At 39.7% G+C, this 26,438-nt stretch carries 15 protein-coding genes; 9 read left to right on the top strand and 6 right to left on the bottom strand.

Features of this window, described 5'->3' with window-relative positions:
- Nucleotides 1-25 precede the first annotated feature (25 nt).
- A complete protein-coding gene (locus LXL81_RS20360; RefSeq protein WP_234648605.1) occupies nt 26-1,528 on the top strand; it encodes a RagB/SusD family nutrient uptake outer membrane protein in 1,503 nt (500 codons plus the stop codon).
- A gap of 78 nt (nt 1,529-1,606) precedes the next feature.
- On the opposite strand, the gene LXL81_RS20355 is transcribed toward LXL81_RS20360, so the two are convergent.
- From LXL81_RS20355 to LXL81_RS20335, 5 genes are all read right to left on the bottom strand, one after another.
- The gene (locus tag LXL81_RS20355) at nt 1,607-2,647 is read right to left on the bottom strand and encodes a T9SS type A sorting domain-containing protein (RefSeq protein WP_234648604.1); all 1,041 of its coding nucleotides are present in this window, start codon (nt 2,645-2,647) and stop codon (nt 1,607-1,609) included.
- A gap of 59 nt (nt 2,648-2,706) precedes the next feature.
- The gene (locus LXL81_RS20350; protein ID WP_234648603.1) at nt 2,707-10,545 is read right to left on the bottom strand and encodes a right-handed parallel beta-helix repeat-containing protein; all 7,839 of its coding nucleotides are present in this window, start codon (nt 10,543-10,545) and stop codon (nt 2,707-2,709) included.
- A gap of 889 nt (nt 10,546-11,434) precedes the next feature.
- Complete coding sequence (gene xylA / locus LXL81_RS20345) at nt 11,435-12,763, bottom strand: xylose isomerase (protein WP_234648602.1); 1,329 nt, start codon at nt 12,761-12,763, stop codon at nt 11,435-11,437.
- A gap of 243 nt (nt 12,764-13,006) precedes the next feature.
- Nucleotides 13,007-15,124 (bottom strand): SurA N-terminal domain-containing protein, encoded by a 2,118-nt coding sequence (locus LXL81_RS20340; protein ID WP_234648601.1) that lies wholly within the window; start codon nt 15,122-15,124, stop codon nt 13,007-13,009.
- Nucleotides 15,125-15,246: 122 nt separating this feature from the next.
- Complete coding sequence (locus LXL81_RS20335) at nt 15,247-15,726, bottom strand: hypothetical protein (protein WP_234648600.1); 480 nt, start codon at nt 15,724-15,726, stop codon at nt 15,247-15,249.
- A 166-nt stretch (nt 15,727-15,892) separates the two neighbouring features.
- Between LXL81_RS20335 and LXL81_RS20330 the strand changes: the two genes are divergently transcribed.
- Nucleotides 15,893-16,195, top strand: a complete 303-nt coding sequence (locus LXL81_RS20330) for an SCP2 sterol-binding domain-containing protein (RefSeq protein ID WP_234648599.1) — start codon at nt 15,893-15,895, stop codon at nt 16,193-16,195.
- A gap of 50 nt (nt 16,196-16,245) precedes the next feature.
- Here LXL81_RS20330 and LXL81_RS20325 read toward each other — a convergent pair whose 3' ends face one another.
- Nucleotides 16,246-16,965, bottom strand: coding sequence for a pyridoxine 5'-phosphate synthase (locus LXL81_RS20325; RefSeq protein WP_234648598.1), 720 nt, complete (start codon nt 16,963-16,965; stop codon nt 16,246-16,248).
- A gap of 273 nt (nt 16,966-17,238) precedes the next feature.
- Between LXL81_RS20325 and LXL81_RS20320 the strand changes: the two genes are divergently transcribed.
- The 7 genes from LXL81_RS20320 to LXL81_RS20290 all read left to right on the top strand — a co-directional run bounded on the left by LXL81_RS20320 (nt 17,239) and on the right by LXL81_RS20290 (nt 24,659).
- A complete protein-coding gene (locus LXL81_RS20320) occupies nt 17,239-17,688 on the top strand; it encodes a GatB/YqeY domain-containing protein (protein ID WP_137340167.1) in 450 nt (149 codons plus the stop codon).
- On the top strand, nt 17,685-18,299 hold the full coding sequence (locus LXL81_RS20315; protein ID WP_310589603.1) for a CvpA family protein: 615 nt from the start codon (nt 17,685-17,687) through the stop codon (nt 18,297-18,299). The genes LXL81_RS20320 and LXL81_RS20315 overlap by 4 nt, the downstream gene beginning before the upstream one ends.
- A 142-nt stretch (nt 18,300-18,441) precedes the next feature.
- Entirely contained in the window at nt 18,442-19,491 is a 1,050-nt protein-coding gene (rlmN, locus tag LXL81_RS20310; RefSeq protein WP_234648597.1) for a 23S rRNA (adenine(2503)-C(2))-methyltransferase RlmN, read from the top strand.
- Between the two features lie 252 nt (nt 19,492-19,743).
- Nucleotides 19,744-21,165 (top strand): inorganic phosphate transporter, encoded by a 1,422-nt coding sequence (locus LXL81_RS20305; RefSeq protein WP_234648596.1) that lies wholly within the window; start codon nt 19,744-19,746, stop codon nt 21,163-21,165.
- A 323-nt stretch (nt 21,166-21,488) separates the two neighbouring features.
- The gene (nadA, locus tag LXL81_RS20300; protein ID WP_234648595.1) at nt 21,489-22,484 is read left to right on the top strand and encodes a quinolinate synthase NadA; all 996 of its coding nucleotides are present in this window, start codon (nt 21,489-21,491) and stop codon (nt 22,482-22,484) included.
- A 107-nt stretch (nt 22,485-22,591) separates the two neighbouring features.
- A complete protein-coding gene (gene nadB / locus LXL81_RS20295) occupies nt 22,592-24,172 on the top strand; it encodes an L-aspartate oxidase (protein WP_234648594.1) in 1,581 nt (526 codons plus the stop codon).
- Between the two features lie 322 nt (nt 24,173-24,494).
- Entirely contained in the window at nt 24,495-24,659 is a 165-nt protein-coding gene (locus tag LXL81_RS20290) for a hypothetical protein (protein ID WP_234648593.1), read from the top strand.
- Nucleotides 24,660-26,438 lie beyond the last annotated feature (1,779 nt).

The following is a 26,438-nucleotide window of genomic DNA, read 5'->3' as shown; positions in this document are numbered from 1 at the left end:
TGCAGGCTTTTTAAAAGAAGAAACAATGAACCGAATATCAAAAAAATATACATTACTGGCATTATTTGCCGGCATGTTGTGGTTGGCTGGCTGCTCCGATTTTTTGGATGAATCCGATCCAAGTAATTTTACTGTGGAGAACTATTTTACCAAGCCGGAACATGCCCGAAGTTCTGTTAACGCCATTTATGCCAACATGCGCAAGATCATGGAAAGTGGTTTTGGTGGTGCTGATTGGTCAATGACTGAATTTGCGACAGGACAGGCAGCCACAGATTTGGGACAGGCTGTTAACAGCTATTTTGTCAAAGATCTGAAAAATACTTCTGACAATGGTTACGGTCTTCGCTATTGGCAGTTTTATTACAAAGGAATTGCAAATGCCAATCTTTCCATAGCAAAAATTCCAGGTATCACGATGGATGCTGCGGAAGCAAAAAAATTGATGGGGGAGGCTTACTTTTTAAGAGCCTGGTATTATTTCAACCTAGTGCAGTTGTTTGGTAATATTCCGTTAGTCACTGAGCCTACCTCGTTACAGTCTGAACAACTAAGGCCTTCGCAGGCAAAAGCAGAAGATATTTATAAGTTGATTGTAGACGATTTAACAACTGCTGAAGCATCCGGATTGCCCTGGACTGATCAGTCCGGAAAGGTAAGTTTAGGAGCTGTTAAATCCTTGCTTGCAAAAGTATATCTTACAATGGCCGGTTATCCATTACAAAAGGGTAGTACATATTACGATATGGCAGCGAAAAAGGCGGAAGAGGTGATTGATTCAAAGCAATTTAAGTTGTTTACCAGCTATGATGATCTTCATAATCCTGCCAAGAAAAACATAGAGGAGAATATTTTTATGATCCAGTATAAGACGCAGATTATTCCAGGTACCTGGCAAGGATTTATCATTCCTTATAACAAAAATATTTCGGCCTACTCTGATGAAATGGCAGGAATTTATGCGACAGTAGACTTCGTGAAATCCTATGATCCTGCTGATTTGCGGACAAAAGAAAAACAGTTCTTTTTTACAAAATTTACAAACCAGTCAGACAGAAATCAGGAAGTCGCATTGGGTGGATATTTTTTATACAAACATTTTGATATAACCGCACAAACCACTACCGCCAACAGCGATCTGAACTGGCCGGTTATCCGTTATGCTGATGTTTTGCTGATGTATGCTGAGGCAGCCAATGAAGCAGGCACGCCAACTACCAAAGCATATGATGCGCTTAATGCGACAAGATTAAGAGCACAATTGCCAGCACTGTCTGGTCTTTCAAAAGACCAGTTCAGGACCGAAGTTTTGAAGGAACGCTGGTATGAATTGTGTTTCGAAAATATCACCTGGTTTGATATGGTTCGCCTGCGGAAAGGTTTCAATACCGCTACTAAAACTTTTGATGATTACGTTGGGCACAAATTCTCATACGGACCTGTGATCACGGCAAGAGAGCTTTTATTCCCGATTCCTACGGTTGAGATTAGAAATAATACTAATTTGAAACAGAATACGGGGTATTAAATTATCGTTTTTATTAATCATTACAATAAGAAAGGCGACCATATCGGCCGCCTTTCTTATTGTAATTTTAAACAATTTTTATTTGAAGATTGAAATTTTAGATGTGTTGGTTTCACCGTTCATACTAACTACTTCAACGACATATAATCCTGTGCTTACTTTTCTAATATCAATCGTTTTAGTTAACACATTGCCTGCCGCAGCATAAACTGCTCTACCATTCAAATCATAGATTTTTATACTTTTGATTTTCTTCAGGTCTGAAACATTTAATTTCAAATAATCTGATGCCGGGTTCGGGTATATCACAGATTTGTCAAGAGAGCCATCAAACGTGATGCTTTGTATTCTGCTATATGCAAAGGTGCCGTCTTTATCAATCATTTTTAACCTGTAAAAATTTTCACCTTCCGAAGGATCGGTATCGACATAAGAATACTTTTCCAAAACAGCACTTTCACCTTTTGAACTTACAGAAGAAAGAACATTCCAGTTTTTTACATTTATGCTATGCTCTACATCAAACCGTTCGCTATTCGCTTCGGATGTTGTAGACCATGACAGAAGCGAAGTTTGTCCTTCTCGGATTACATTAAAAGCAGCCAAAGTAACGGGTAAAGGATTGCTTGCTACCGTTACACGTGCACCTGCATCATCATCTGAGGGAACTGTATCATCATATCCAAATCCATCTTTTTGTATGGATACTGTATAATTGTTTGTCGTTCCTGCTGCTATCCCGGCCGTTGCTTTTACAGGAATTATAAACTCTCTTCTCGCTGGAATTCCACTGCCTACATAATTTCCGGTTTGTAAAATTACGAGAGATGTGGCTGTCGATGACGGACTAACTGTGAAACCATTAGGAACAGTAAAGGGAGCAAGCGTCCATGCTACCTGAGGCGGAATAGATACGATTAATCTGAAATTGTTTGCCGCAATTTCCGCACCGCTTTTATTTAATATAATCTGGAAAGTTCCGTTCATCGGATATCCCGTGAATGCAGCTGGCTGGTATTCTGCCAAAACGCTTAAATTTTGGGCATAAGTAATGCTTGCCATACCGGCGGTAAAAAACATCATGACCATGAAGTAACCAAATCGGATGATCTTTTTCATATTTTATAATTTTAAAAATTTTATAAATCGCATTGGATAAGTCTTTACACCAGGAATAATTATTTATTTACCAATATTCTGACCGACCTGCTGTTGTTTGTATTGTTCGTTTCTGAGCCCGATCCGTCTTCTACGTTAATGATGAAATTAAATCCATCGCCGTTAGGTGTGCTTGCTGAGGCTGTTACCGTGGTTAAAATTTGTTTTTCCACACCACTTGTAATTGTTACTCCCGGTTTTGAAATCAGTACGACTAGGTCATTTCCTATCGTGGATAATTCCCATTCCGAATCGGAACCACCGCTCAATACAAATGTGAAGAAGGATGGTTTACTGATACTGATCGTCATTGCTCCTTCCGTTGTAGTTCCTGATGTAAGATTAAACAAGCGGATAGTCATCGGTTTTGTTAAAGATCCAGCCAGGAAATTTCTGTTCGACATGTCGATCAGCGGTGTTAAATCAGGTCCGGGTTCGGCAGAACTTAACGTCCACGACGAGAACTGTGCAACACCGAATGTTTCTGTCGTGTAGATATCAGCAGTGGCAATGGACGATCGCAAAGCAGATTTCTTTTCCCATTGCGAAATTCCGGTATTGTACCGGTAGGCATAAATAGCGGATGGAATTTGTGCGTTCAGGTTTGTCGGATTGTTTAAATATCTGAACTGCACATCGCCACGACTAGCTGATTGGTTTGACGGTGTTATTTCCCAAACCGTTCTGATGGATGCATTTCCTGGGAATGGTGGAGTTATTGCACCTGAATTTGTAGTAGTTCTGACAATAATCAAGGTTCCTAAATCAGGACCTGCACCCATTTTTACACCAAGCATATCGATAGATGAACCACCAATAGTTCTGTTGGCCAAAAGTGCTTTTCCTAAAATGTAACTGGTCGCTTTTTCAGGATGATCACCTGTCATGATATCCGAAGCTGTGTTTCCGAATTCAATACTGCCATTACCGGAATTAAGAATTCCATTAGTAAACCAAATACGCCCATTGATTAGAACCGGGTTTTTTACAACCTTATCTGGAGCAGTAAAATCGGCTGTAATATCTACAATAGCACCTTCTGGAAGGCTTACTACACGCAAATCATGGCCTGCCAGATTAACAACCAGACCTGCCGTAATGACCAGATTTGGAGTTGCCGCTGTTCCGGTATTACTGAACGTAACAGCATTCTGAGTTGATAAAGTTACCTGCGTGCCTCCAGCTTTAATTCTGGCTTTAGAGCCATCTTTCAGGTAGAAAGGATATTGTAAAGTATTTCCGGCAGTGATTGTATTATTGCTTATCATGTTGATAGAGCTCACAGCATGCGTAGAACTGAGATCTTCTGCTACAAATGCTTTTTGAGCATTGCCATCACTTAGCGTCACATTTTTTACATCAATCTCTGAATCAATTGCGTCGTTATAGCGGGAAATATTTGATTGCAATACTGCTGTGATATTATTATCAAATGATACACCATCTATGATTACGTGATTGCTTGAACTATTGTTCCAGGAAGAAATTCCATTTACAGCATTCTTAATCGTACCACCTTTTATCAATACTTTCACAGCATCGCTAATTGAAAATACTTCAAGACCAGTAAAATCTTCATCAGGAAGTGCATCACCAGTACTAATCGTTCTTGTTGTCTGATCTTTTTCAATGTTATTATTTTCAAAAGAAAGATCGGAAGTACTTTGATAATGTAAGTTCAATAACGCGCCAATGTTGTAGGCTTTTATCACATTCCCTTTAATTTCCCAGATACCACTTTGAATAGCATTCGAGAAATTATTCGTTTGAATTCCTCGTTCTACTCTGCTAAATGTGTTGTTGACAACAGACGCGTAGAAATTATTTGCGAGCAAAACTCCTCTGCCATAAAAACCTGCGGCATTGTATCTTGGGATGTTATCAAACCAGTTATTGGTGATCAGGCTACTGTTGGACGAAGTTCCTTTTGCATCAAGATCTACACCATGCTTGCTCAGGTTTTTGATGATATTATTTTGTATTGTAAGTCCGGTAAAACTTGCTGATGCTAATACACCAAAAGCTGCATTTGTTTGTAAACCGTTAATTACAACAGCAGAAGGAAATGAAGTATTGGAACCATCCAGGGAAAGTCCTTCCAATGTCACATCATTTGCTGCAATCTTAACCAAGGCCCCATCCGTAACATTATCAATTCCCGGAATAATTACCGTCTCTCCTACACGTGAGCCATTTCCAGCCGTTGTATAGTTTGGTCCTCTTAACTTAACTGACTTGTTCACAATTACATTTTCAGGGAATGAACCAGCATCCGGAACGATTACGTGTGTGTTTACCGTAGCCATAAAATCAATAGCTTGCTGAATTGTACAGAACCTTGTTGTCAGATTCGTATTGGTAACACGTACGACTGGTAACGTTAATGTTGAAACGGTTCCTGATGTTACCATTCTTGGTGCGCCGGACGAAATGATATCATTCGCGCCAAATTCTACACAAACATCCGCCGAATTGTCTCTCTCAAAATAGAAATCCGAACTATTTGGTGAACTATTGTTAGTACCAAAATCCGTATTCCCCTTCTGAACCTGAATAGAATACTTGGTATTGGTGATTTTATTATTACTCACCAAATGTCCTGTTCCGCCTAGTACAATACCGAAAGCATCTCCGCCCGCGTTTTGGAAATCTGTAATAATATTGTTTAAAACCTGAACGCCCTGTGGCTGGTCATTGATAATAGCATGTCCGTCTTTTCTTCTCATGACGGCAATGGCAGCCAGGTCTCTAGGCGAGCCAGGGTGAGATGCCAATGAAATTTTATTTCCCCACACTTTAATGCTACCATTCCCCGATGCAGAACCAGTTCCCAGCGGGTTTTTTATTTCAATACCAAAACGTGCAGATTTTGATACAACAACGACGTTTTCGGTTATAAGTGCCGGGGGGCTGCTTAGTGAATTGTTTCCCAGCGAAACGCCGATTTGAGAGTCGAAATTATTTCTGGCCCTGTTGTTATTGATCGTTATTCCATTGATCGGTATTAAACCGGAAATATCAATTCCTACGAGTCCGTTGTTATCGGCATTGTTATTATCAATAATTAAATTGTTGATAGAGCCACCTTGTGATTCAAACATGATTCCACGTTTGTAACCAGAGCCGGATTGTATTCCACCTTTGTATCCATTGGAATTAATATTGCTATTTTTAATTGTGAGGTCGGTAACGGTACGTTTGCCAAAAAATCCGTTGGAGAAATTTTCGTTCAGATTCATCGCATCGATCGTAACAGTGCTGATATCAGTACCGGTTTCAATACCATTGTCGAAGTTTTTCACGGTCATTGTGTTAAGAATGATTCCGTTTGCCTGCAGAGAGAAACCAACACCACCTGTTGAACTATAATTGGCATCACCCTTGTCAACAATTACATTGGTACTGTCAACACCAAAAATTCTGACAGATTTATTCACGATTACATTTTCAGGATAAATCCCTGTTCCAACTCGGATTTCGTCGCCTGCATTAGCCGCATTTACCGCGTCCTGAATTGTTAAATAATCATGTGCTTGTGTTATGTTATAAACCGGTAGTTGACAATTATTTGCACCATCAAGCTGAAATCCGGCGGAACTACTTGCATCATTACCATTGGATAATTTTGGTAGATAGGTTACGCTGCCCCCGTTTGTCGCACTGATAACATTGACCGTCAATGGATTGTCATACCAGTTACAAGTGGCAAGGGTTGTTCCGGTACTTGTGTTTCCAATCGCATATCCGCCATTTGGAATATTGGTAAAACTGTTATTTGTAATTTCAGCAGGTGAACCTCCGTTTAGACTTGCAGGATCTTTTCTAACCGTTATTCCAAATTTAACCTTATCAATTTTGTTGTTTTTTATAATAACCGGTTTGGCTGCTTCGGCATAAGGATTTGCGTTATATTGAGAAAAGGGATCTCCAATCCAGTCAATTCCGCGGTTAAAGCCAGATATTTCATTGTTTTGATACACCACCTGAGTTGAACCTCCGGAGAATGAAGTGACACGGAATGCAAGCTGATTGTTATTTTCAGCAAGGTTTGAGGCATCGTCATTTATAAATTTATTTCCGCTGATATCAATATTTGCAGTCTGGTTATTAGAATTTTCCCAGATGCCAATGATTCTGGCAGGCGCGGCGTTCGGAGTTCCGGTAACATGAATTTCGTTATTCTGAATCTTCAAACCATCATAAATATCTCCACCGCTGGTAGCAGATTGCAAGGCAACAGAATTTGAATAGGAGGTGGTGCCGTCGCTTACGCCGGCCCCATCCATTACAATCTTGTTTCCTTTTATTTCCTGATTCTTGCCAAAGTTTAAATGGATACCAATGTTCTGGAAATTAACAGCTTCACTGGTTTGATTTAGATCTTTGGGAATTAAAATTTCATTGTTCATCACCTTGAAATTATTCATGGCAGTTACCGTACCATTATTATTATCCGCGGCAATTGAAGCATCAAAATTATTGATGGTCAGATTTGACAAAGTCCAGGCGTTGAAAGTACTTGTCGGCGTATTGCTGTTGAAGAAGATGAAAGCTTCCAGGGAAACATTACCAAGGTCTTCGGGCCCTTTAATAATTGCTGATCCCAGGGAAGCCGCAGTGATCACAACATTTTCGGTCCCGGAAGGAGCCAGAATTGCATAGTCATCTCCACTACCAGCGGCAAAAGCAGAAGTTGTACCTTGCGAAACACCGTCATTACCTTTTACCCATTCATCTTTTGCGATTACATTGGTGTAATCAAAGGTGCCTGAAAGTGTAAGTGTTTGATTGCTTGTAACACAGCCAATAGCATTGCTCAAAATTCTGTAATGGTTTTCAGCCACCGATACATTGTTGCCGGGTGACACAGTCAGAGTAGTTGGCAATTGGAATCCTAACTGAGCATTATCTGCGTCTGTGCCATAGAAAAGCCAGTTTTTGTAAGAAACCTTGTCGTTGCCGTCCAGGATCTGAGTTCCACCGCCACCTGGATTTGTGGTTACAAGTGAAGGGCCTGTTATATTGCCAAACCAATTGCACAAAGCGTTTAGTCTAGATGCAGAATTTACGTAACTATTGTTTATCCGGATCGCCTTATCACTCATAGATTCGAATGAATTGTAACGGATCGACAATAAATTAGAAGCCGGGAATGACGTTCCAGATCCGGATGTCCGGATACCAGTCTCGCTATTCAAAAATTTATTATTATTGATTGAAATAGGGCCAGTTGGAGAAAGATTTTCGAAAATCGCTATTCCAGCACCCATTCCACTTCCGTTTGGAAGTATCTCACGGTTCGCTTCTTTAAATTCGTTATTTTCAATTTTGACATTTCCTGCGTTCGAGGCAAGCAGAATTCCAATGTCAATTTTTGTGAATTCGTTATGATTAACATTCACATTATTAGCATTGGTGGTAATATTAATCCAAACGGGCAGGCTGTTTGTGTTTGTTACACTGCTCATACTACTCCTTGCAGCTTCTGAAGTAATCTTGTTATTATTCGCGGTCAAAGCAGAGCCTGCAAAAAATATGTGAGATGAATTTCCATTTGCATTAACGCCCGCAATGGCCTGTAAGCTGTTACATTCCAAAACCAGTGTATTGGAACCGAAATAGATATTGTTCTGGTTGGAAACGAAATCCAGTTCCAGTACCGAGTTTTTAATAGTAAGATTTTGATTGGGTTGTGTAATGTTAGCCACACCGTTGCCATCGATCTTTACACCATTAATAACAATGGAAACTGCACCATTTAATCCTAATAAAATTCCACTAGCGGGCGCAATCAGAATTGTTTCTGTAAACCGTGTTGCAGTACCGCAGACATCTTTGTTAGCACCTTCAAAAGTCAGGGATTTGTCTATTGTCAATATTTCCGGGAATGTTCCTGCGTCGATCTTTATAACATCGTTCGCCAAAGTTCCGGGGTCACTGATCGCTTCCTGAATGGTACCAAAATCCTTTGGATGCGTAACATTATGAACCAGATATATACAAGTATTAGGTGCAGGAACAAATCCCACATCTGCTCCATTGCTATCAGTGCCGGAATTTGTGAATGGAACGTAACTTACCGGACCTGAAATTTTTGCTGTAACGCCGGATGGTAAACTGCTTCCATACCAGTTGCAACTTGCGTTGACGGTGGCAATGTCCGAATTGTCAATGGATTTTGTGCTGACAAGGCTATTTTCATGAGCCTGGGTTCCAACATTCGCACCTGTACCATCATTCTGAATTTTTATCGCCGTTGTATTTCCATTCAGTAAGTTGTTGGTTATAATAACGTTGTTATTTCCACCGGCAACTTTTATGGCTGTTGTCCCGGATTGAATAATTGTATTGTAACTAATGTTAGCATTATTCACATTCGTTAGATACACCATCGAATTATCATTGTTATTATCGTGTATGTAATTTTTAGTAAATACCAGATTCTGATGAGCATTTGGTGTTAAAGCTGCAAAAACGGCAGCTGAATTAATGTTATGACCTGTAAACTCATTGCCTTCTATTGTTAATGCATTGGTAGCCTCAACATAAATTCCTGCTCCGCCGGCTGAACCTGTGCGGTTGTTTGCATTGAATAAATTGTTCTTAACGACCGACGCCCCGTTTGAAGAAGGATAAGCCCCGATGCGATTATCTGTAATAAAGTTATTTTGTAAGGTTAGGCCACTGGTCGTTGGGCTGCTGTAAACGCCGGAATTGTAGATACCTGCTGCGCCGCGAATTGTAAATCCATCAATGGTCACATTATTAGCAAGTACCACAAAACCGCTTCTTGCACCACTATTACCATCAATAATGGATTCCGTTCCCCGCGTTCCATTTCCAGCCACGCCAACATTTGCGCCATTTATTATCAGCGACTTGTTTATAGTTACCTCTTCATTGAAAATGGCTGCTGATACATTGATCACATTACCGGGGTCCGCCGCATTCACTGCATCTTGTATGCTGCAATAATTCAAACCTTTGGTTGAATTAGTTACCAGTCCGTCACCGGCTTGGGCTGAAAAATCGTCCCAGTAAATATTGTAGCTAAAACCGGAGTTGGCGGCATCGTTAGGAGAGCCGGGTGGATAGTTATAGCCTTGTAAAATACCACCGCCAAGTCCTATTGCTGAATGAGCTGCATAAGCCGTTGTTGTGGCAGTTTTATTTCCGACAGTATATAAAAACTCACCAGACGGAAGCGATTTTATTTCAAGAGTCACCCAGCTATTGTAAGCAAAATCACTTGGTAAACCCATGTCCAGCCATGCATTATTATCATCATTATATCCTCTGAATCTGGGAATACCCTCCGTTGTGAATTCTAAAATTGGAAATCCAACGGGTACATTTGTTGCGTCTACCGCTGTTCCCCACAATCCAGCCCATCTTTTTTGGCCTAACGAACTCCAATCAGATGGGATATATAATTTGACGCGCATCACTTTACCAATAAATGGGAAATCATATTTTCTACCTTGTGTATTGTAGAAGGGAGTTTGAAAGTTGGCCGGTCTATTAAGGGCACCATCGGCGGTGCTAATAACATGTTTTAAGATTCCCCCGGATAAATCTGCTGACGGAGAGCTAAATCCACTTGGGGCATATCGGTCAACATACCAGGAATTGGCCGCCTGGGTTTCTGATGTATTAATCGCTGTTGAAAAATCCTGCGAAACAGAGCATTGCGCACTTATTTTGTTAAAAAGGGACGAGAATAACAGGATGAATAAAAGGGTGAAAAATTTTTGAAATAACGTGAAAGGAATGGTTAAATTTTTGCTGAACCTGAAATGGTTATCAGAGTAAGGTGAGGTTGTTTTTAGAATAAAAACATTAATAAAATTTGATTTCATAAACTTTTGATTTAGAAATGATTAATAGAATTACTCATCAGTAGGGTTTTTAAAATCATTAACCGGTAAAAAGGGGGGACGGGAGATAAAATGGAAATGCTGACTTCGCTGATTTACGGTAAGAGATTAATCGAACTATGGATTTATCGATGGCCTGTGCCATATTTAAAATCCAGATCTTGTGATTCAGAATGTGTGAAACAAGTACATTGGGCGTGTGTAATTCTGAATCCCTGTGCGATAAATGTGTTGGATTTGCTGACATTGACGTTGAAAATTGGGTTGAAACTGATAATTCATTCAGTGATGCACGTGATTGGTGCATAATCTTCCCGTAAAGCAAAAAATGGCTAATAAAAATCAGACAAAATCTTGCTTCAATATAGTCGGAAGACGAAACCCGTTGAGTAGTGAAAAAAGAGATAACCGGTCAGATGAAGACTGACGGAAATTAATTCTCTGTAACGTGAGTAGATGATCAGTTTGGCACCGAAGCCAAATGATCTGATGGATATGAAGAAGTCGTTGAGGTATGGAAATGATCTGGCTTTGAAAATTTACCAGCACTCCCGGAATTCTTACTATTTAAATTCAATTGTGGGGATGTTTGGAAGGAAGAAGAGTTTAGTTCATAGACGTTGATTTAAAAAAGTTCTATTAATTAATTGACGTAAAACCTTAGTTACATAAGGTGCTGCAATTAAGTACATGTTTTTTAATGAGTAATATTATTTATATGAAAAATAAGAATAAACTTATTTAACGGTAAAATAGAAAAACTTCTATGTGTTTTTAGTTAGTTATAACTATGTTACAAAGCACGTGTAATGAAAAAGCCATCGATAAAATTTATCAATGGCTTTTTCATTTATATGTAATTCCCTGTTCTTTAAATAAAACGATTGATCAGATTTTCAAGATATTCTTGTCTTCCTGATAAAGTTGCCGGCTCGCCTTTACCTGCCGCCAGTTCAAAAAGATCAGCAAGTCCAAGATTTCCGTTTTCAAATTCAGCACCTTTTCCGGAATCGAAACTTGCATAACGGTCCGTACGGATTTTATCGTATTCTCCGTTTTGTCTGATTTTGTCAGCAATAACCAAGGCACGTGCAACAACATCAATACCACCGATATGTGCGTGGAAAACATCTGCAACATCGGTCGAGTTGCGACGACGTTTTGCATCAAAGTTGATACCACCGCCTTTCAAACCGTCGGCTTGTAAGATCACAAGAAGCGCTTTGGTCCACTCAGCAATATCATTAGGGAACTGATCCGTATCCCATCCGTTTTGGTAATCGCCACGGTTAGCATCGATAGAACCTAAAATTCCTGCATCCGCAGCAACCTGTAATTCGTGCTCAAAAGTATGGCCTGCCAAAGTAGCATGGTTAACTTCCAGGTTCAAGGCAAAATCTCCCAAAAGATCATGCTGACGAAGGAAACCGACAACCGTTGCAGCATCATAATCATACTGATGTTTTGTAGGCTCACAAGGTTTTGGTTCGATAAAGAATTTACCTTTGAAACCCTGTGAACGTGCATAAGCCACAGACATTTTCAACATTTGAGCGAAGTGTTCCTGCTCACGTTTCATGTCTGTATTCAACAAAGTCATATATCCTTCACGACCTCCCCAGAATACATAATTTTCTCCGCCCAATGCGATGGTTGCGTCAATGGCCGTTTTGATTTGTGCGCCAGCATGTGCAACCACGTCAAAATCCGGGTTGGTTGATGCACCATTCATGTAACGGTGGTGGCTGAACAAATTGGCAGTTCCCCAAAGTAATTTAACACCTGAATCTTTTTGCTTTTGCGAAAGGTATTGTGTCAAAGTCTGAAGACGTTTTTCATTATCACGAACGTCGTCAGTATAATCCACAACGTCAACATCATGGAAACAGTAATACGGCAAACCAAGTTTTGTAATTAATTCAAATGCCGCATCTGCTTTGTCTTTTGCACGGTCAACCGCGTCTGCTTTTTTATCCCATGGGTAAAACAATGTCTGTCCTCCGAACGGATCACCACCATTTCCGCAGAATGTATGCCAGTAAGCCACTGCAAAACGAAGATGCTCTTTCATGCTTTTACCTCCAACGATACGATTTTCATCATACCAGCGGTATGCTAACGGATTGTCTGATTCCGGTCCTTCATAGGCAATTTTGCCAATTCCTTTAAAATACTCCTGATCACCGAGTAATATGCTCATTGTGGTTTTTGTTAATGGTTTTTTAGATACTAAGGATTTGACAAAGGCGTAAAAAACGATAAAAAGTAAAGCTTTCGCTACTTGTTAAATACTATCCTGTGCCTGTTTTTTTATTAAGTGTATTATTGACAATTTTTACTGCAATACTATCACTTATTTTTGAAAAAATGGAATGTTAAATGAAAAAAGGGCAGCGAAATATTTTCGCTGCCCTTTTTTAGTCTTTAAAACTGGTTTATCCTATCAAAAGAATTTAGCACGACGGTCTACAATTTTGGCGTTTTCACGAATTGCTTCGTTTACCAGATATGAAGAGCGGCTTTCCAGAGATTGCGTAAGCTGAGTTTTGTTTTGTGTGAAATCTGCAATTTTAGGAGCATCGGTTTTGTTGATCAGCTCCATAATGAACACGCCGTTTTCACCAGTGAATACACCTGTTTTCTGACCTGGTTTCAAACCAAATACTTTTCCTAATGCAATCGGGTCAAAACCTGCGCTGGTAAGGAAACCTGTTGCAAGTGAAATATCATTGGCTGTTTCAACCAAAGCACCAGCACCATATTTTTTAGCAATAGATTCAAGATCACCTGTTGCACCTTTCAGTTTCGCTGTGATTTGTTCCGCTTTCAATTCGTTACGAACCTTCGTTGTCAGTTCATCACGGAAATCGTCAACTTTCACATTATCCTGATCAGATTTGCCAGTCAAAACAGCAACTACATACTGGTCTTCCGTTTCGAAAACCTGTGAAACAGCATCTATTTTTGTATCATCTTTAAATGCCCAGCGAACAATTTCACGACCATTTTGAATTGCATTAACGTTTGTAGCGCTTTCAGGAATACGGTTAGCCGTAGCCACTACAAGTGCCTTGTTCTTTTTAATTGCTTCGTCAAATTGTGCTTTTGTTTTTACCGAGTTAGCAAATTCGTCTGCCTTGCGGTAAGCTTCATCACGTGTCGCCTGGCTTGGAGCAATGTTTTTTCCAATCGCTGCAATACGATAAAGTGTATTGTTTTTGGTTGCAGTTACTTTAATGATGTGGAAACCAAACTGGCTTTCAATCAATTTAGGAATAAGACCAGTTGAGGTTGCAGAGAAAACTGCTTCTTCAAAAGGTTTAACCATCGCACCATTATTCTGGAAATATCCAAGATCACCACCACGCTGTGCCGAACCCGGATCTGCACTTGATGTTGCAGCCAGAGCTTCAAAATTTGCACCGGCACGAATCTGAGCCAAAATACCTTCCGCACGAACACGCGCTGCTGCTTTTGCGGTATCAGACTGATTTTCAGCTCTGATTAAAATATGGCTTGCTTTTGCAGATGAAACGGTATCTGTACGTGTTCCATCATATTTATAGATGAAATAAGTATTTCCTTCACGGTATGGTCCGTAAACACCACCAACCACAAAAGATTTAGCAGCTTCTTTCAATTGATCCGACATGGTTGCTAATGACATATTCATTGGCAAAGCAACATCAGAATTCATTTTTGCATAAGCCGAATCATTTGGCGCAGTAGCCAGACCACGTGCCAATTCTTTAATTTCATTATAAAGCGCAGTACTGTCGTCTTTTGCTGGCTGAACCGGGAAGTTTACATATTCAATTGAACGTGTATCTGTTCCTTTATATTCAGAGCGGTGAGCGCTCAGGTAGCTTTCCAACTGAGAATCCGTTACTTTAATTGTAGTATCTACAATAGAAAAGTAAGGAACATATAAATAACGCGTTGTTGCTTTTGTATTTTGAGCGATATATTCTTTCTCAGCCTGCGCCTTAGGAATGTATGTCGACAACTTTAAAAGGTTTTCGTATTTGCTGCGAATGCGTTCCTCACGAAGACTTGTTTCAAAATTAGTCCATGATTTTTGTTGCTCAACAGGCAGTGTCTTTAAATTTTTCAGGTAATTAACAACCGCATTTTTATCAAAACGGCCTGATGTCGGATCAGAAAAAGCCTGAAGAATAGATGGGCTGATGTGATTTCCCTGAACCATATCAACTAATTCATCATCCGAAACGGATAATCCTAATTTGTCAAATTGTTTTTTGTAGGCAATGTCAACCACAAACTGATTCCATGCCTGATCACGTAATGAAGCTAGTTCATTTTCATTCAAAGCACGGCCCGACTGAGCCTCATAATTCTGACGAAATCCATCTACCCGACTTTGAAAGTCCTTGATATTGATTTCCTTACCTGCGATTTCGCCGACAGTTTGGTTGTTGTTTCCTCCCAGCATGGAATTGGGCCCCATAAGGTCACCACCAACCATAAATAAGATCAAACTGATTGCAATTACTGTGACAGCAATTCCCGATTTCTCTCTGATTTTGTTAATTAAAGCCATTTCTATTTTCAAATTAGACCCGCAAAATAAAATCTTTTCTGCGTGGAATCCAAGGGGGATTTATAAATGATAACTGATAACTACAAACATAACACTAAAATCCGTTACAATTCTGAACTTTTTCAGTGAAGGTGTTTTAGATTAAATGCATAAATAATACACATAACTGAGCTTAGTAATACACCTGCAATGGCAGTGAAAACGCCCAGCCATCCTCCAACGATCAGAAGAGAACCAAAAAATGCCACAGCGATTCCTGCCAGATATAAATAGAATCCGCGTTTTTTCAGATTCCACATCAGGTAGGCTCCATATAATGACAGGGATTCAAAAATAATCATCACGACGGCACCTTTCTGCATAACTTCCCTTGTTGCACTGTCGATAACAGACTGGATTATAGGATCCATAATTTTGGCATCTGCTTCGGAAGATTGCTTTTCAATCTTATCGCGGGCAGCTTCCAGCATTTCATGCATCTGGTAAGCAGCAACTCCGGGATTCCAAAGACGTTCAGACTGTACCCATAAACCTGACATTGAATTGAGAAATGTAAATATGCAAAGCACAGTAAGCACTGTGGGGCGGACGATTGGATTCATTTGTAATGATAAAAAGTTCGTAATGACGATTGTCAAAAACAGGGCGCAAAATTTGCCTATTTAGATGAAAACACCAAAAGCATTTGAATATTCTTCACAGGGTACATACTTTTACAATTTTAATAGTATAAAAGTAATTTTTACTTCCAAACAGAAAACATAATATATGAGTCTTCAAATTCTGACTGACCGTGTTACCACCATGCTGGGAACAGATAGTGGGCTGGATTCAACAGTAAAATTTAAAACGGATGAGGGAAGTGTTTTTATAAACGCCAAAGTTGTGCCAAATACCGTTACAAATGATGATCTGGACGCTGATTGTACTTTGGAGATATCTACCAAAAATGCATTGAAGTTAATGGATGGGGATTTGAACGCCATGATGGCGCTTATGTCAGGTAAGCTAAAAATCGATGGTGATATGGGTGTGGCAATGAAAATAGCCGAGACTTTCGGCGGGAAATAATGAGAAAGCCATGAAGTCAGATTTTCGAAATCTGACTTCATGGCAAAAAATCATAATTCCAACTCTCTCAAATACATCTGAATCGTATTTTCCAATCCAAGATAAAGCGCATCGGCTATCAGCGCGTGGCCGATGGAAACTTCATCCATCCACGGAATACATTGCTTCAAAAAGCGAAGATTATCCAGACTTAGGTCATGTCCTGCATTCAAGCCCAAACCAACTTCCTGTGCTTTTTCGGCAGCTTTTACAAAGGGAATCACTGCTTTCTGACGGTTTTCAAAATAGTAAGCCGCGTAAGGTTCTGTATATAATTCAACACGATCGGCTCCACAGATCTTTGCGCCTTCTACCATAAGAGGATCGGGATCAACAAAAACGGAAACACGGATATTAGCCGCTTTGAATTCCTGAATGAGCTCTGTCAATAAATATCTGTTGGCAATTGTGTCCCAACCTGCATTTGAGGTAATTGCCCCCAAAGCATCCGGAACAAGCGTTACCTGATCTGGTTTTGTAGCGAGCACGAGGTCAATAAATTTCCTTTCGGAAGGGTTGCCTTCAATATTGAATTCCGTTGTTACCACTTCTTTCAGATCGTACACATCCTGATAACGTATATGGCGTTCATCCGGACGCGGATGGACCGTAATGCCTTGTGCGCCAAATCGCTCACAATCCAGGGCAACTTTAAGAACATTTGGGTTGTCGCCTCCACGCGAATTCCGAAGTGTAGCTATTTTATTAATGTTGACGCTGAGACGGGTCATGGTGAAATTTTAATTATAGAATGATTGAATTTTAAATGATAGAATGATTGACCGGGTCGCCGGTGCGATGATACATTTTTGAGTGATAGCATGATAGAAGGTGAAATAATGGCATGTGCTATTTATTCTATCATTCACTCATTCAAAATTCTATCATTCATTCCATCATTCTTGTAACTTTGTGCTTTTGATGACAAATTTAACATTTGCTCATTCTAAATTTACTCATTTATTCATTAATATTCTCTCATTCAAAATTCATTTATTAAACATATGTCATTAAAAACCCAGGTTGAATCAGGCATAAAAGATGCCATGAGGGCCAAAGATCAGGATTCTTTACGCGCTTTGCGTGCGATCAAGTCAATGATTTTGCTGGAAGAAACCAAAGGCGGCGGAACCGGCGAACTGACCTCTGACGATGAATTGAAATTGCTTACAAAAGCAGCAAAACAACGCAGAGAATCGGCTGATATTTATAAAACGCAAAACCGCCCGGATCTTTTAGAAAAAGAAGAAGCAGAACTTGCGATCATCGAGCAGTTTTTGCCAAAGCAGTTATCGGAAGGAGAAGTTACTGAAAAAATAAAAGAAATCATTACCCGCGTAGGCGCAACAGGTCCATCTGATATGGGCAAGGTTATGGGTGTGGCAACGAAAGAACTGGCCGGACAAGCGGATGGCCGTGTTGTTTCTACATTAGTAAAGAGTTTGCTCGCATGAAGTTATTGGATATTCTTATCCTGATTCCATTACTTTGGGGAGCAATACATGGTTACCGGAAGGGGCTGCTGATCGAGATTATCGGGATTGCAGGACTTGTGGTAGCCATGATCCTCGGATTTAAATTTCTCGGGCTGGGAATGGAAATTCTCACGCCTTATTTCAGCGACGGCACTGCAAAAAGAATCTTACCTTACATAGGTTTCTCAGCCGTATTTTTTCCAACAATTTTTTTATTAAATCAATTTGGGTATCGTATCCGGCGTTCTTTACGTTACTCCATTTTAGGTACTTTTGATAGTTTTGCCGGAGCCATGGTTGGTATTTTTACCTGGGTTTTCGGGATCAGTGTTTTTTTCTGGCTGGTGAATATGATTGGCATAAAACTGCCTGAACACCGAACGGCAGATACATTTATTTATCCGTTGATCATTCCTGTTGCGCCAAACGTCATAACCAAAGCTTTAACGCTGATGCCGGAAGGCAGTGAACTCATAAAAGACTGGAAATCTGAATATCTGGACAAGGATAAAAAGGATGACGGGAACGAAGATGAAACAGAAAGCGGGCCGGAAGATCGGAAGAAGAAAACGGATCATGAAAACGAATGATTTTCAGGAAAACGTTGTTCATCTTACTCACGGATTAGTAGTCTGTCTATTGTCTAAAATTCTTTTAGTAATTGATATTCAGTACCTTTGCAAAAATTAAGGTTGCCATCAACAAAACAGGTGACAAATAGTTATAGAAATAATGGTTGAAGTACAAGAAAAGCAGGATATCAGGAAATTAAGTGTTGATCAGTTGAAAAACTGGATGGCTGAACATGGAGAAAAAGCTTTCCGTGCGAAACAAATTTATGAATGGATCTGGAAAAAATCAGCATCGTCTTTTGCTGAAATGACCAACCTTTCATTAGCTACCCGGCAATTAATTGATGAACATTTCGTGATCAATGCCATGACTGTTGCCAAACAGCAGCAAAGCAATGACGGTACTGTAAAATCTGCTTTCAAATTATTTGACGGACATTTGGTGGAAGGTGTTTTAATTCCTGCCGCCGACCGTATGACGGCCTGCGTGAGCAGCCAGGTTGGGTGCTCGCTTACCTGCAAATTCTGCGCAACGGGTTACATGGAGCGTAAGAGAAATCTGGATGCTGCTGAAATTTATGATCAGGTTGTAGCGATTGCACGCCAGGCGGAAGCCAGTTTCAGCGCGCCGCTTACCAATATTGTATACATGGGCATGGGCGAACCGTTGCTTAATTATGCTGCGGTTCTGAAATCCATTGAACATATTACTTCTCCGGAAGGGTTAAATATGTCGCCGAAGCGTATTACGGTTTCGACGGCGGGAATTGCTAAAATGATAAAAAAACTGGGCGACGATGAAGTTCGTTTCCGGTTAGCACTTTCTTTACATGCGGCAAATGATGAAAAACGTAACCGCATTATGCCGATCAACGAATCCAATTCCCTGGATAATCTTGCTGAGGCTTTAAATTATTTCTACAAAAAAACAGGTAATCGTATCACGTTTGAATACATTGTTTTCAACAATTTCAATGATACGTTAGAAGATGCAAAAGAGCTTTGGGAATTCACCAAACGTGTTCCGACAAGGGTTAATATTATCGAATATAACCCGATTGCAGAAGCTGACTTCAAAAATACAGAGGCCGACCGTCTTGATAAATTTGCAGCTTTCCTTGAAGACAGAGGTGTTTCGGTGCATGTTCGCCGCAGTCGTGGAAAGGATATTGATGCAGCCTGCGGACAGTTGGCCAATAAGGAAAAATAGAAATATTTGTAATAAATCAATGGATTCAGACTGTCAACGGATAGTTATGCATGCGTGCCGCAAAACTTCCCTGGATAAAAGTGCTTTGTTAATGTTTATATGAATTTACTTAACAATTTCTTAACATTGCGCTTGTAAAGAATCAGTAGTTTTGCCTCGAAATCATGTTCTTACCTACTGATGGGTTGCCGGACCAGTGTTCTGCAACGCTCATTAAAGTGAGTTTTATAAAAGTAAACTTATACACTTCTTATGTTTGGTCTTGAAACCGACATTTTCCTCCTTCTCGCTTTTAGTCTTTTAGCGGCATGTGCTTTTGAATTTGTAAACGGTTTCCACGATACGGCCAATGCCGTAGCAACCGTAATTTACACCAACTCTCTGAAACCAAATATCGCGGTGATGTGGTCCGGTTTCTGTAACTTTTTAGGTGTATTTTTTGGTGGAATCGCTGTTGCAATGGGAATTGTAAATCTTCTTCCCGTCGAGTTATTGATTGATCAAAACGTTTATCATAGTGTGGCTATGGTGTTTTCGCTGCTTTTCAGCGCAATCATCTGGAACTTGGGAACATGGTGGTTTGGTCTGCCGAGTTCAAGTTCGCATACATTGATCGGATCCATTCTGGGTGTTGGTCTGGCATTTACATTTATGCCTGAAAATACACACGGTGCCGGTGTGAACTGGTCAAAAGCACAGGAGCTTTTTACGTCGCTATTAACTTCGCCGATTTTTGGTTTTGCTCTGGCGATCATCATTATGTTTATACTTCGCCGTGCTTTATCCAAGCCACTTCGTGATGTAGTATTTAGCGAGCCTCAAAAAAACACGGCACCTCCAATCTGGATACGTGCGATTTTGATTACGACTTGTACGTTGGTCAGCTTTTTCCACGGATCTAATGATGGTCAGAAAGGTGTAGGCCTTGTGATGCTGATCCTGATCGGAATTGTTCCGGCTCATTTTGCTCTGGACAATAGTATCAATCCAAATGAAATGAAATCCGAACTTGTGAGAATAGACCAGACCATTGGCCGGATCGATACACTTGGGTTATCGGCAACAGATCGTGAGCATTGGCATACAATTAAAAGTGAAATTGCGCTGCTTACTATTCAGCTTAACAAACCTTTGGTTGATAATAAATTGCCGAAAGAAGTGCGTATGAATGCACGGAAATCATTGCTTCTGATCAGCCGTAATACTAAAACAATCCTTGAAAACGGTGATGCAAATCTAAATTCATCTGACACAGCATTTTTGAAAGGCCAGGCCGGCGGAGAAAAAGGAATAAGAAGATTTACAGATTATGCGCCTGACTGGGTTATTTTAATGATCTCACTTTCTCTGGGATTAGGAACCATGGTTGGTTGGAAAAGAATTGTTATAACCATTGGTGAAAAAATCGGTAAACAACATTTGACTTATGCACAAGGTGCTTCTGCGGAATTGGTAGCAGCCAGCACCATTGGAGTTTCCTCATATCTGGGTCTGCCGGTGAGTACTACGCATGTGTTGTCGTCTGGTATTGCCGGGTCTATGGTAGCGAGCAAAGGTGTCAAGAACTTGCAGGCGGGTACGATCCGTAACATCGTTATTGCCTGGATCCTGACTTTGCCGGTAACCATGATTTTGTCGGGAAGTTTATATGCTTTCTTCCGTTGGATACTTTGATAGATTTTTTGGCCGTCAGGTTTTAGCGATAAGTCTGGCTGGTTAAGATTTCTACTATCTCAAAAAAAATATATAAAAGCCGTCTTGTGAATGATCACGAGACGGCTTTGTTGTTTTTAACAATTTATAGGTGTGATTCGGTTGACCGCAAATTTTTTATATGGTCATAAACCAGAGCCGCTAAAAAAATGTTTAAACCAAAACGATTGCTTGTATACCTTATTACCGGGTTTCTGCTAACTGACTTCTTTGGTTTTAAAAAGTATATTCTCGTAATTCGGTCTGGATTTTAATAATCAACAAAAAGCCAATTATTCACCATAATGACAACCATTGAAGAACAAGTAGCACGTTACGGTTATGTGACCGAAACGATCGCAGAAGATATTGATTTGATTGCTGAGATTACCCGATTGAAAAAGGAAAAAAATGCAGTCATTTTAGCACACTATTATGTAGATGCAGAAATACAGGATTTGGCAGATTATATTGGTGATAGCTTAGGTTTATCACAACAGGCCGCAGCAACAGAAGCGGATATGATTATTTTCTGCGGTGTGCATTTTATGGGTGAAACGGCGAAAGTACTCAGCCCGAATAAAAAAGTGGTCATACCGGATTTAAACGCTGGTTGCTCCCTTGCAGATTCTGCTCCGGCAGACAAATTCGCTGAATTCAAAGCAAAATATCCTGATCATATCGTAATTAGTTATATCAACTGTTCAGCTGAAATTAAAGCACTGACAGATATAGTTTGTACTTCTTCGAATGCTTTACAAATCGTAAACAGTTTACCAAAAGACCAGAAAATCATTTTTGCTCCTGATGCGAATCTTGGAAGATATGTGGCTCAGAAAACGGGTCGTGAAATGGTTTTATGGGATGGTGCCTGTATTGTCCATATTGATATTTCGCGTGAAAAACTGGCGGAACTTCGCAAAGAAAATCCGGATGCTTTGTTGATTGCGCATCCGGAATGTAAGGAAGACATTCTATTGCAATCAGATTTTGTAAGTTCAACAACCGGGCTTTTAAAATTTGTTCAGGAATCAGATCATGACAAATTTATTGTAGCTACCGAAGCTGGTATCCTGCATAAAATGAAGCAGGCAGTTCCGCATAAAAAGCTGATTCCAGCACCCGGATCTGATAACAATACCTGCGCATGTTCGGAGTGCCCCTATATGAAAATGAATACGCTGGAAAAAGTGTATAACGCCCTTTATTACGAGCAGCCCGAGATTTTCGTACCCGAAGATATCCGCCTGAAAGCATTCGAATCGGTCAACAGAATGCTTGAACTGAGTAAAGGGATTTAATTCCGGACTTATAGATGATAGTTTGAGATTTACTGATTTGGCATAGTCTTTATCGGAAATCTCATAACTTGTCAGTCAAATTTTTGAAACATGTTTACCATTATTCTATGCCCCAGTTCGATTTCCTGATCATTGGTTCCGGTATTGCCGGACTTAGTTATGCTGCAAAATTGGCACGACACTTTGAAAATACGCAGGAGCACGTGTCTATTGCCGTTATAACAAAAGTACAAGCTGACGAAACCAATACGAAATATGCCCAGGGAGGCATAGCCGTAGTCTGGGACAAATCGGATTCGTTTGAAAAGCATATCCATGACACCATGGACGCCGGGGATGGGATCAACAAACCTGAAATTGTTGAAATCGTTGTTAGAGAAGCACCTGAACGTATTCAGGAATTGATTGATTATGGCACCCGATTTGACAAAGAGCCGGAGGGAAACTATGATCTTGCCAAAGAAGGCGGCCATTCGGATAACCGGATTTTACATTTCAAGGATATTACCGGAGCGGAGATTGAACGTGCACTTTTAGAAGAAGTAAAACGGCATAAAAACATTGAAATTTTCACCCATTATTATGCCGTTGAACTTATCACACAGCATCATTTGGGAGAAACCGTTTACCGGTATCGGGAAGATATCAAATGTTTCGGAGCCTATGTTTTAAACCGGGTTTCAGGAAAGGTCGAGAAATTTCTTGCTAAAACGACCATGCTGGCAACAGGCGGAATTGGCAATATTTACCAAAGCACAACCAATCCAACAATTGCGACAGGTGATGGAATTGCGATGGCATATCGGGCCAAAGGGATTTGTGATAATATGGAGTTCATCCAGTTTCATCCAACCAGTTTTTACCTTCCTGGGAAAAAACCTTCATTCCTTATTTCAGAAGCAGTGCGTGGTTTTGGCGGTATCCTGAAACGCGCTGATGGAAGTACTTTCATGGAATTGTATGACGACCGGCTTTCACTCGCACCGCGTGATATCGTTGCCCGGGCAATTGACTCGGAAATGAAGAAAAACGGGGTGGATCATGTATACCTGGACGTGCGTCATTGTGATTATGACAAATTCCTTGAACATTTCCCGAATATTACGCAGTATTGTTTAGATGCCGGTGTTGATTTAAGAACAGAAATGATTCCTGTCGTTCCGGCTCAGCACTATATGTGCGGCGGTATCAGGGTAACGGAATGGGGGAAAACGAATATTAACTTCCTTTATGCAGTAGGAGAGTGTGCCTGTACGGGTTTGCACGGAGCGAATCGTCTGGCCTCAAATTCATTACTGGAAGCCGTAGTTTTTGGACACAGGGCTTATGAAAGTACGCTGGAAAGTTTTGATAAAGCCGTGGTACCTGACAATATTCCTGAATGGGATGATTCAGGAACAACACATCCGGAGGAAAATGTTTTGGTAACGGAAATGACAAGAGAATTAAATAGTATCATGTCAAACTACGTAGGCATTGTCCGTACCGATCGCCGGATGAAACGTGCTTATGACCGTCTGGAATTATTGCATGATGAGCATGAAGAACTCTATCGCCAGTCCAAAGTTTCAGTAGCCATTTGTGAACTGCGAAATATGATTTCAGTTTCTTATCTGATCATTAAAATGGCGATGGCAAGAAGAGAAAATATAGGTTTGCATTTTAATGCGGATCATGTGAAGGGGTGATTTAAGAGATTCTCCTGAAAAAAAAGAAGATTTTCTTGATAAAAAATAGTAACCCAAGGTTTCAACCTTGGGCTTTTTTATGCCAAAATGTATCAGGCTTTAGCCACTGAATTAATATTTCATTTAGTCTTAAAAAATGATCTGATCGATACCTGCTTTTGCGTGGTAAAATGTTACAAACAGATTTTTTGGATTGTCTCTGAATTACTCCAAGATTCTTTGGCATTGTTTCATTAAACTAAATGCTATATTTGAAAAAGCAGTTATTAAAACATTTTAAACTGGTATTACCTTCGAACTTGACCGGCCAAAGAATTTCAGAATGAAAGACAGCACCCAGGGTGGCCAGAGATGGACAATTGATGGAGTTCCTATTATCCGGATAGGCTTTACGATCGTCAATGGACAGCTCCTGCAATCGCTGAGGCAACTGTTTAATAGGAGAGGCTTTGGTAACAGTAATGATGGAAAATGGAGGCTAAAATAGGTGGCTTGGGTTGGATCGTGCAAGTAAATAAATCCGATTATTATACGATGGCAGAACATTAGCTAGCGTTTTAAGACCAGCAACAAAAGGTATAGCTTGATAGTAGATCATTTAGGCCAGGCAACTCTCGGTGCGGCCCCTTTTATACCTGGATTAAATGGCGGGGTTGTAGTCATAGGAAGTGCCGTTCTGTTTGCCTTGGAAATGTATGAATTTATGCAGGAGCATTGAGCCAAATGATAAAATTTCTTTATATATATTATTACACTTTTTTTACCATGCATCATAAATATAATTTGGATGGCTCGGTAAAAAGCCCCGCGTGGTATACAGCCCTTCTTCAGGTAAGCATCGGAGTCATAGGCTTTATGTACATTTTATTAATGGTTTGGGAAGAAATAAGTGGTACTCGCTCGGGTGTGGGAAGTGAAAACAAATATATTTCCAGCCTCTTTTTAATTGTGACGGTTTGCTCTGTATTGTATTACCTACTTTTTAATATTTACAAAGTATCCAAAGAGACTGGTTTAACAGAAAATTATCATTTTGTAGTAACCAAAAAGATAAAAATATTTTTCTGGGTGCTCTGGATCCTCTCTATTTTCGGTACTTTCATTTTTGGATATGTCGTCAGAGATTTGGGTTTATTTAACAGGTGAATTATACAGCAGTACTTGTTGAATCCTTAGCGGTACATTATGTTTGATAAAATATTTTATGTAATTCTAAGTTATTACTCGCGTAAAACTGAGCATAAAACAGATACTCCTGTAATAACGGTTTTTTTTATCTTTTCACTGGTCTTGTGCTGTTTTACCTTGCTTGTTATAACAGTTTTGAATGTCTTAAAAAATCCGGAAAGCAGGAATCTTGGCATTTCAAAAACAGATGGTTATTTGATACTTTCTATATCTTGTGGTATAATTTATTTTTATTTCATTCGAAATAAAAGGTATTTAAAAATATACTTGAGGTATAGAAGTGATGTGTTCTTAAATAGTAAAAACGGCCGTTTAGTTTATTGGTGTATGTTGATTTTTATTATTTTATCTCCTTTTATTTTTATGGTATTACGAAATCGATTGATTTTTGGCCATTGGGTCTAATGAGGTATAATATTCATCAATGATTATTATAATTAGTTAAAGAGTCCTGAGGGTAGCACCGGGACTCTTTAACTCCTTTAACTAAATATTCCAGAAACGACCGTGGTGATCCCCTCTTACAACGGAGTCTAGAGAGCTTGAAAAATTAGAGATAATCCATTCCGTTGAAGAATTAAAATTGCATGCAGCAATTTGTTTCGGTCTGGCTGGTCCTTTATTATCAGAAGCTAATAAAAAACAAGAATTGGATCAATGGATATGTAAAATTTCAGATTCCCCGGTTCTGAACAGAAGATATGGTGTGAAATGGTTGAATTATTTCCACAAAAAAATCAATGACTTATTTTTTTAAAAGTATTGAAGTTAGCAAATTGAATTGCTGTGACACAACTATTACTATTTAATATCCGACACATACTTCATGAAGTTATTTTTTATCCTCATCTGCAACCTGCTATGTTTTTCCGCTTTTGCACAACAGGACATTCGCGTTTTTTTGAAAAGAAAAACAACGGTTATATCCTTTACGCTGATAATAATGCCTTTTGCCCTGTCTCCATGTCCTGGGATTTGAATTTGATTAATTTAAGATTTTCAAAAGGTGAAAAGAAGATTTTTGTAATACCTGAAAAAACTGAAAAGTTTCTGTTGGGGGGAATTAGACATTATATAT

This window comes from Dyadobacter sp. CY356, from assembly GCF_021440195.1.
Classification (GTDB): Bacteria; Bacteroidota; Bacteroidia; order Cytophagales; family Spirosomataceae; genus Dyadobacter.
The sequence above is the reverse complement of the archived record's forward strand: the minus strand, read 5'-3'. Positions and strand labels throughout refer to the sequence as shown.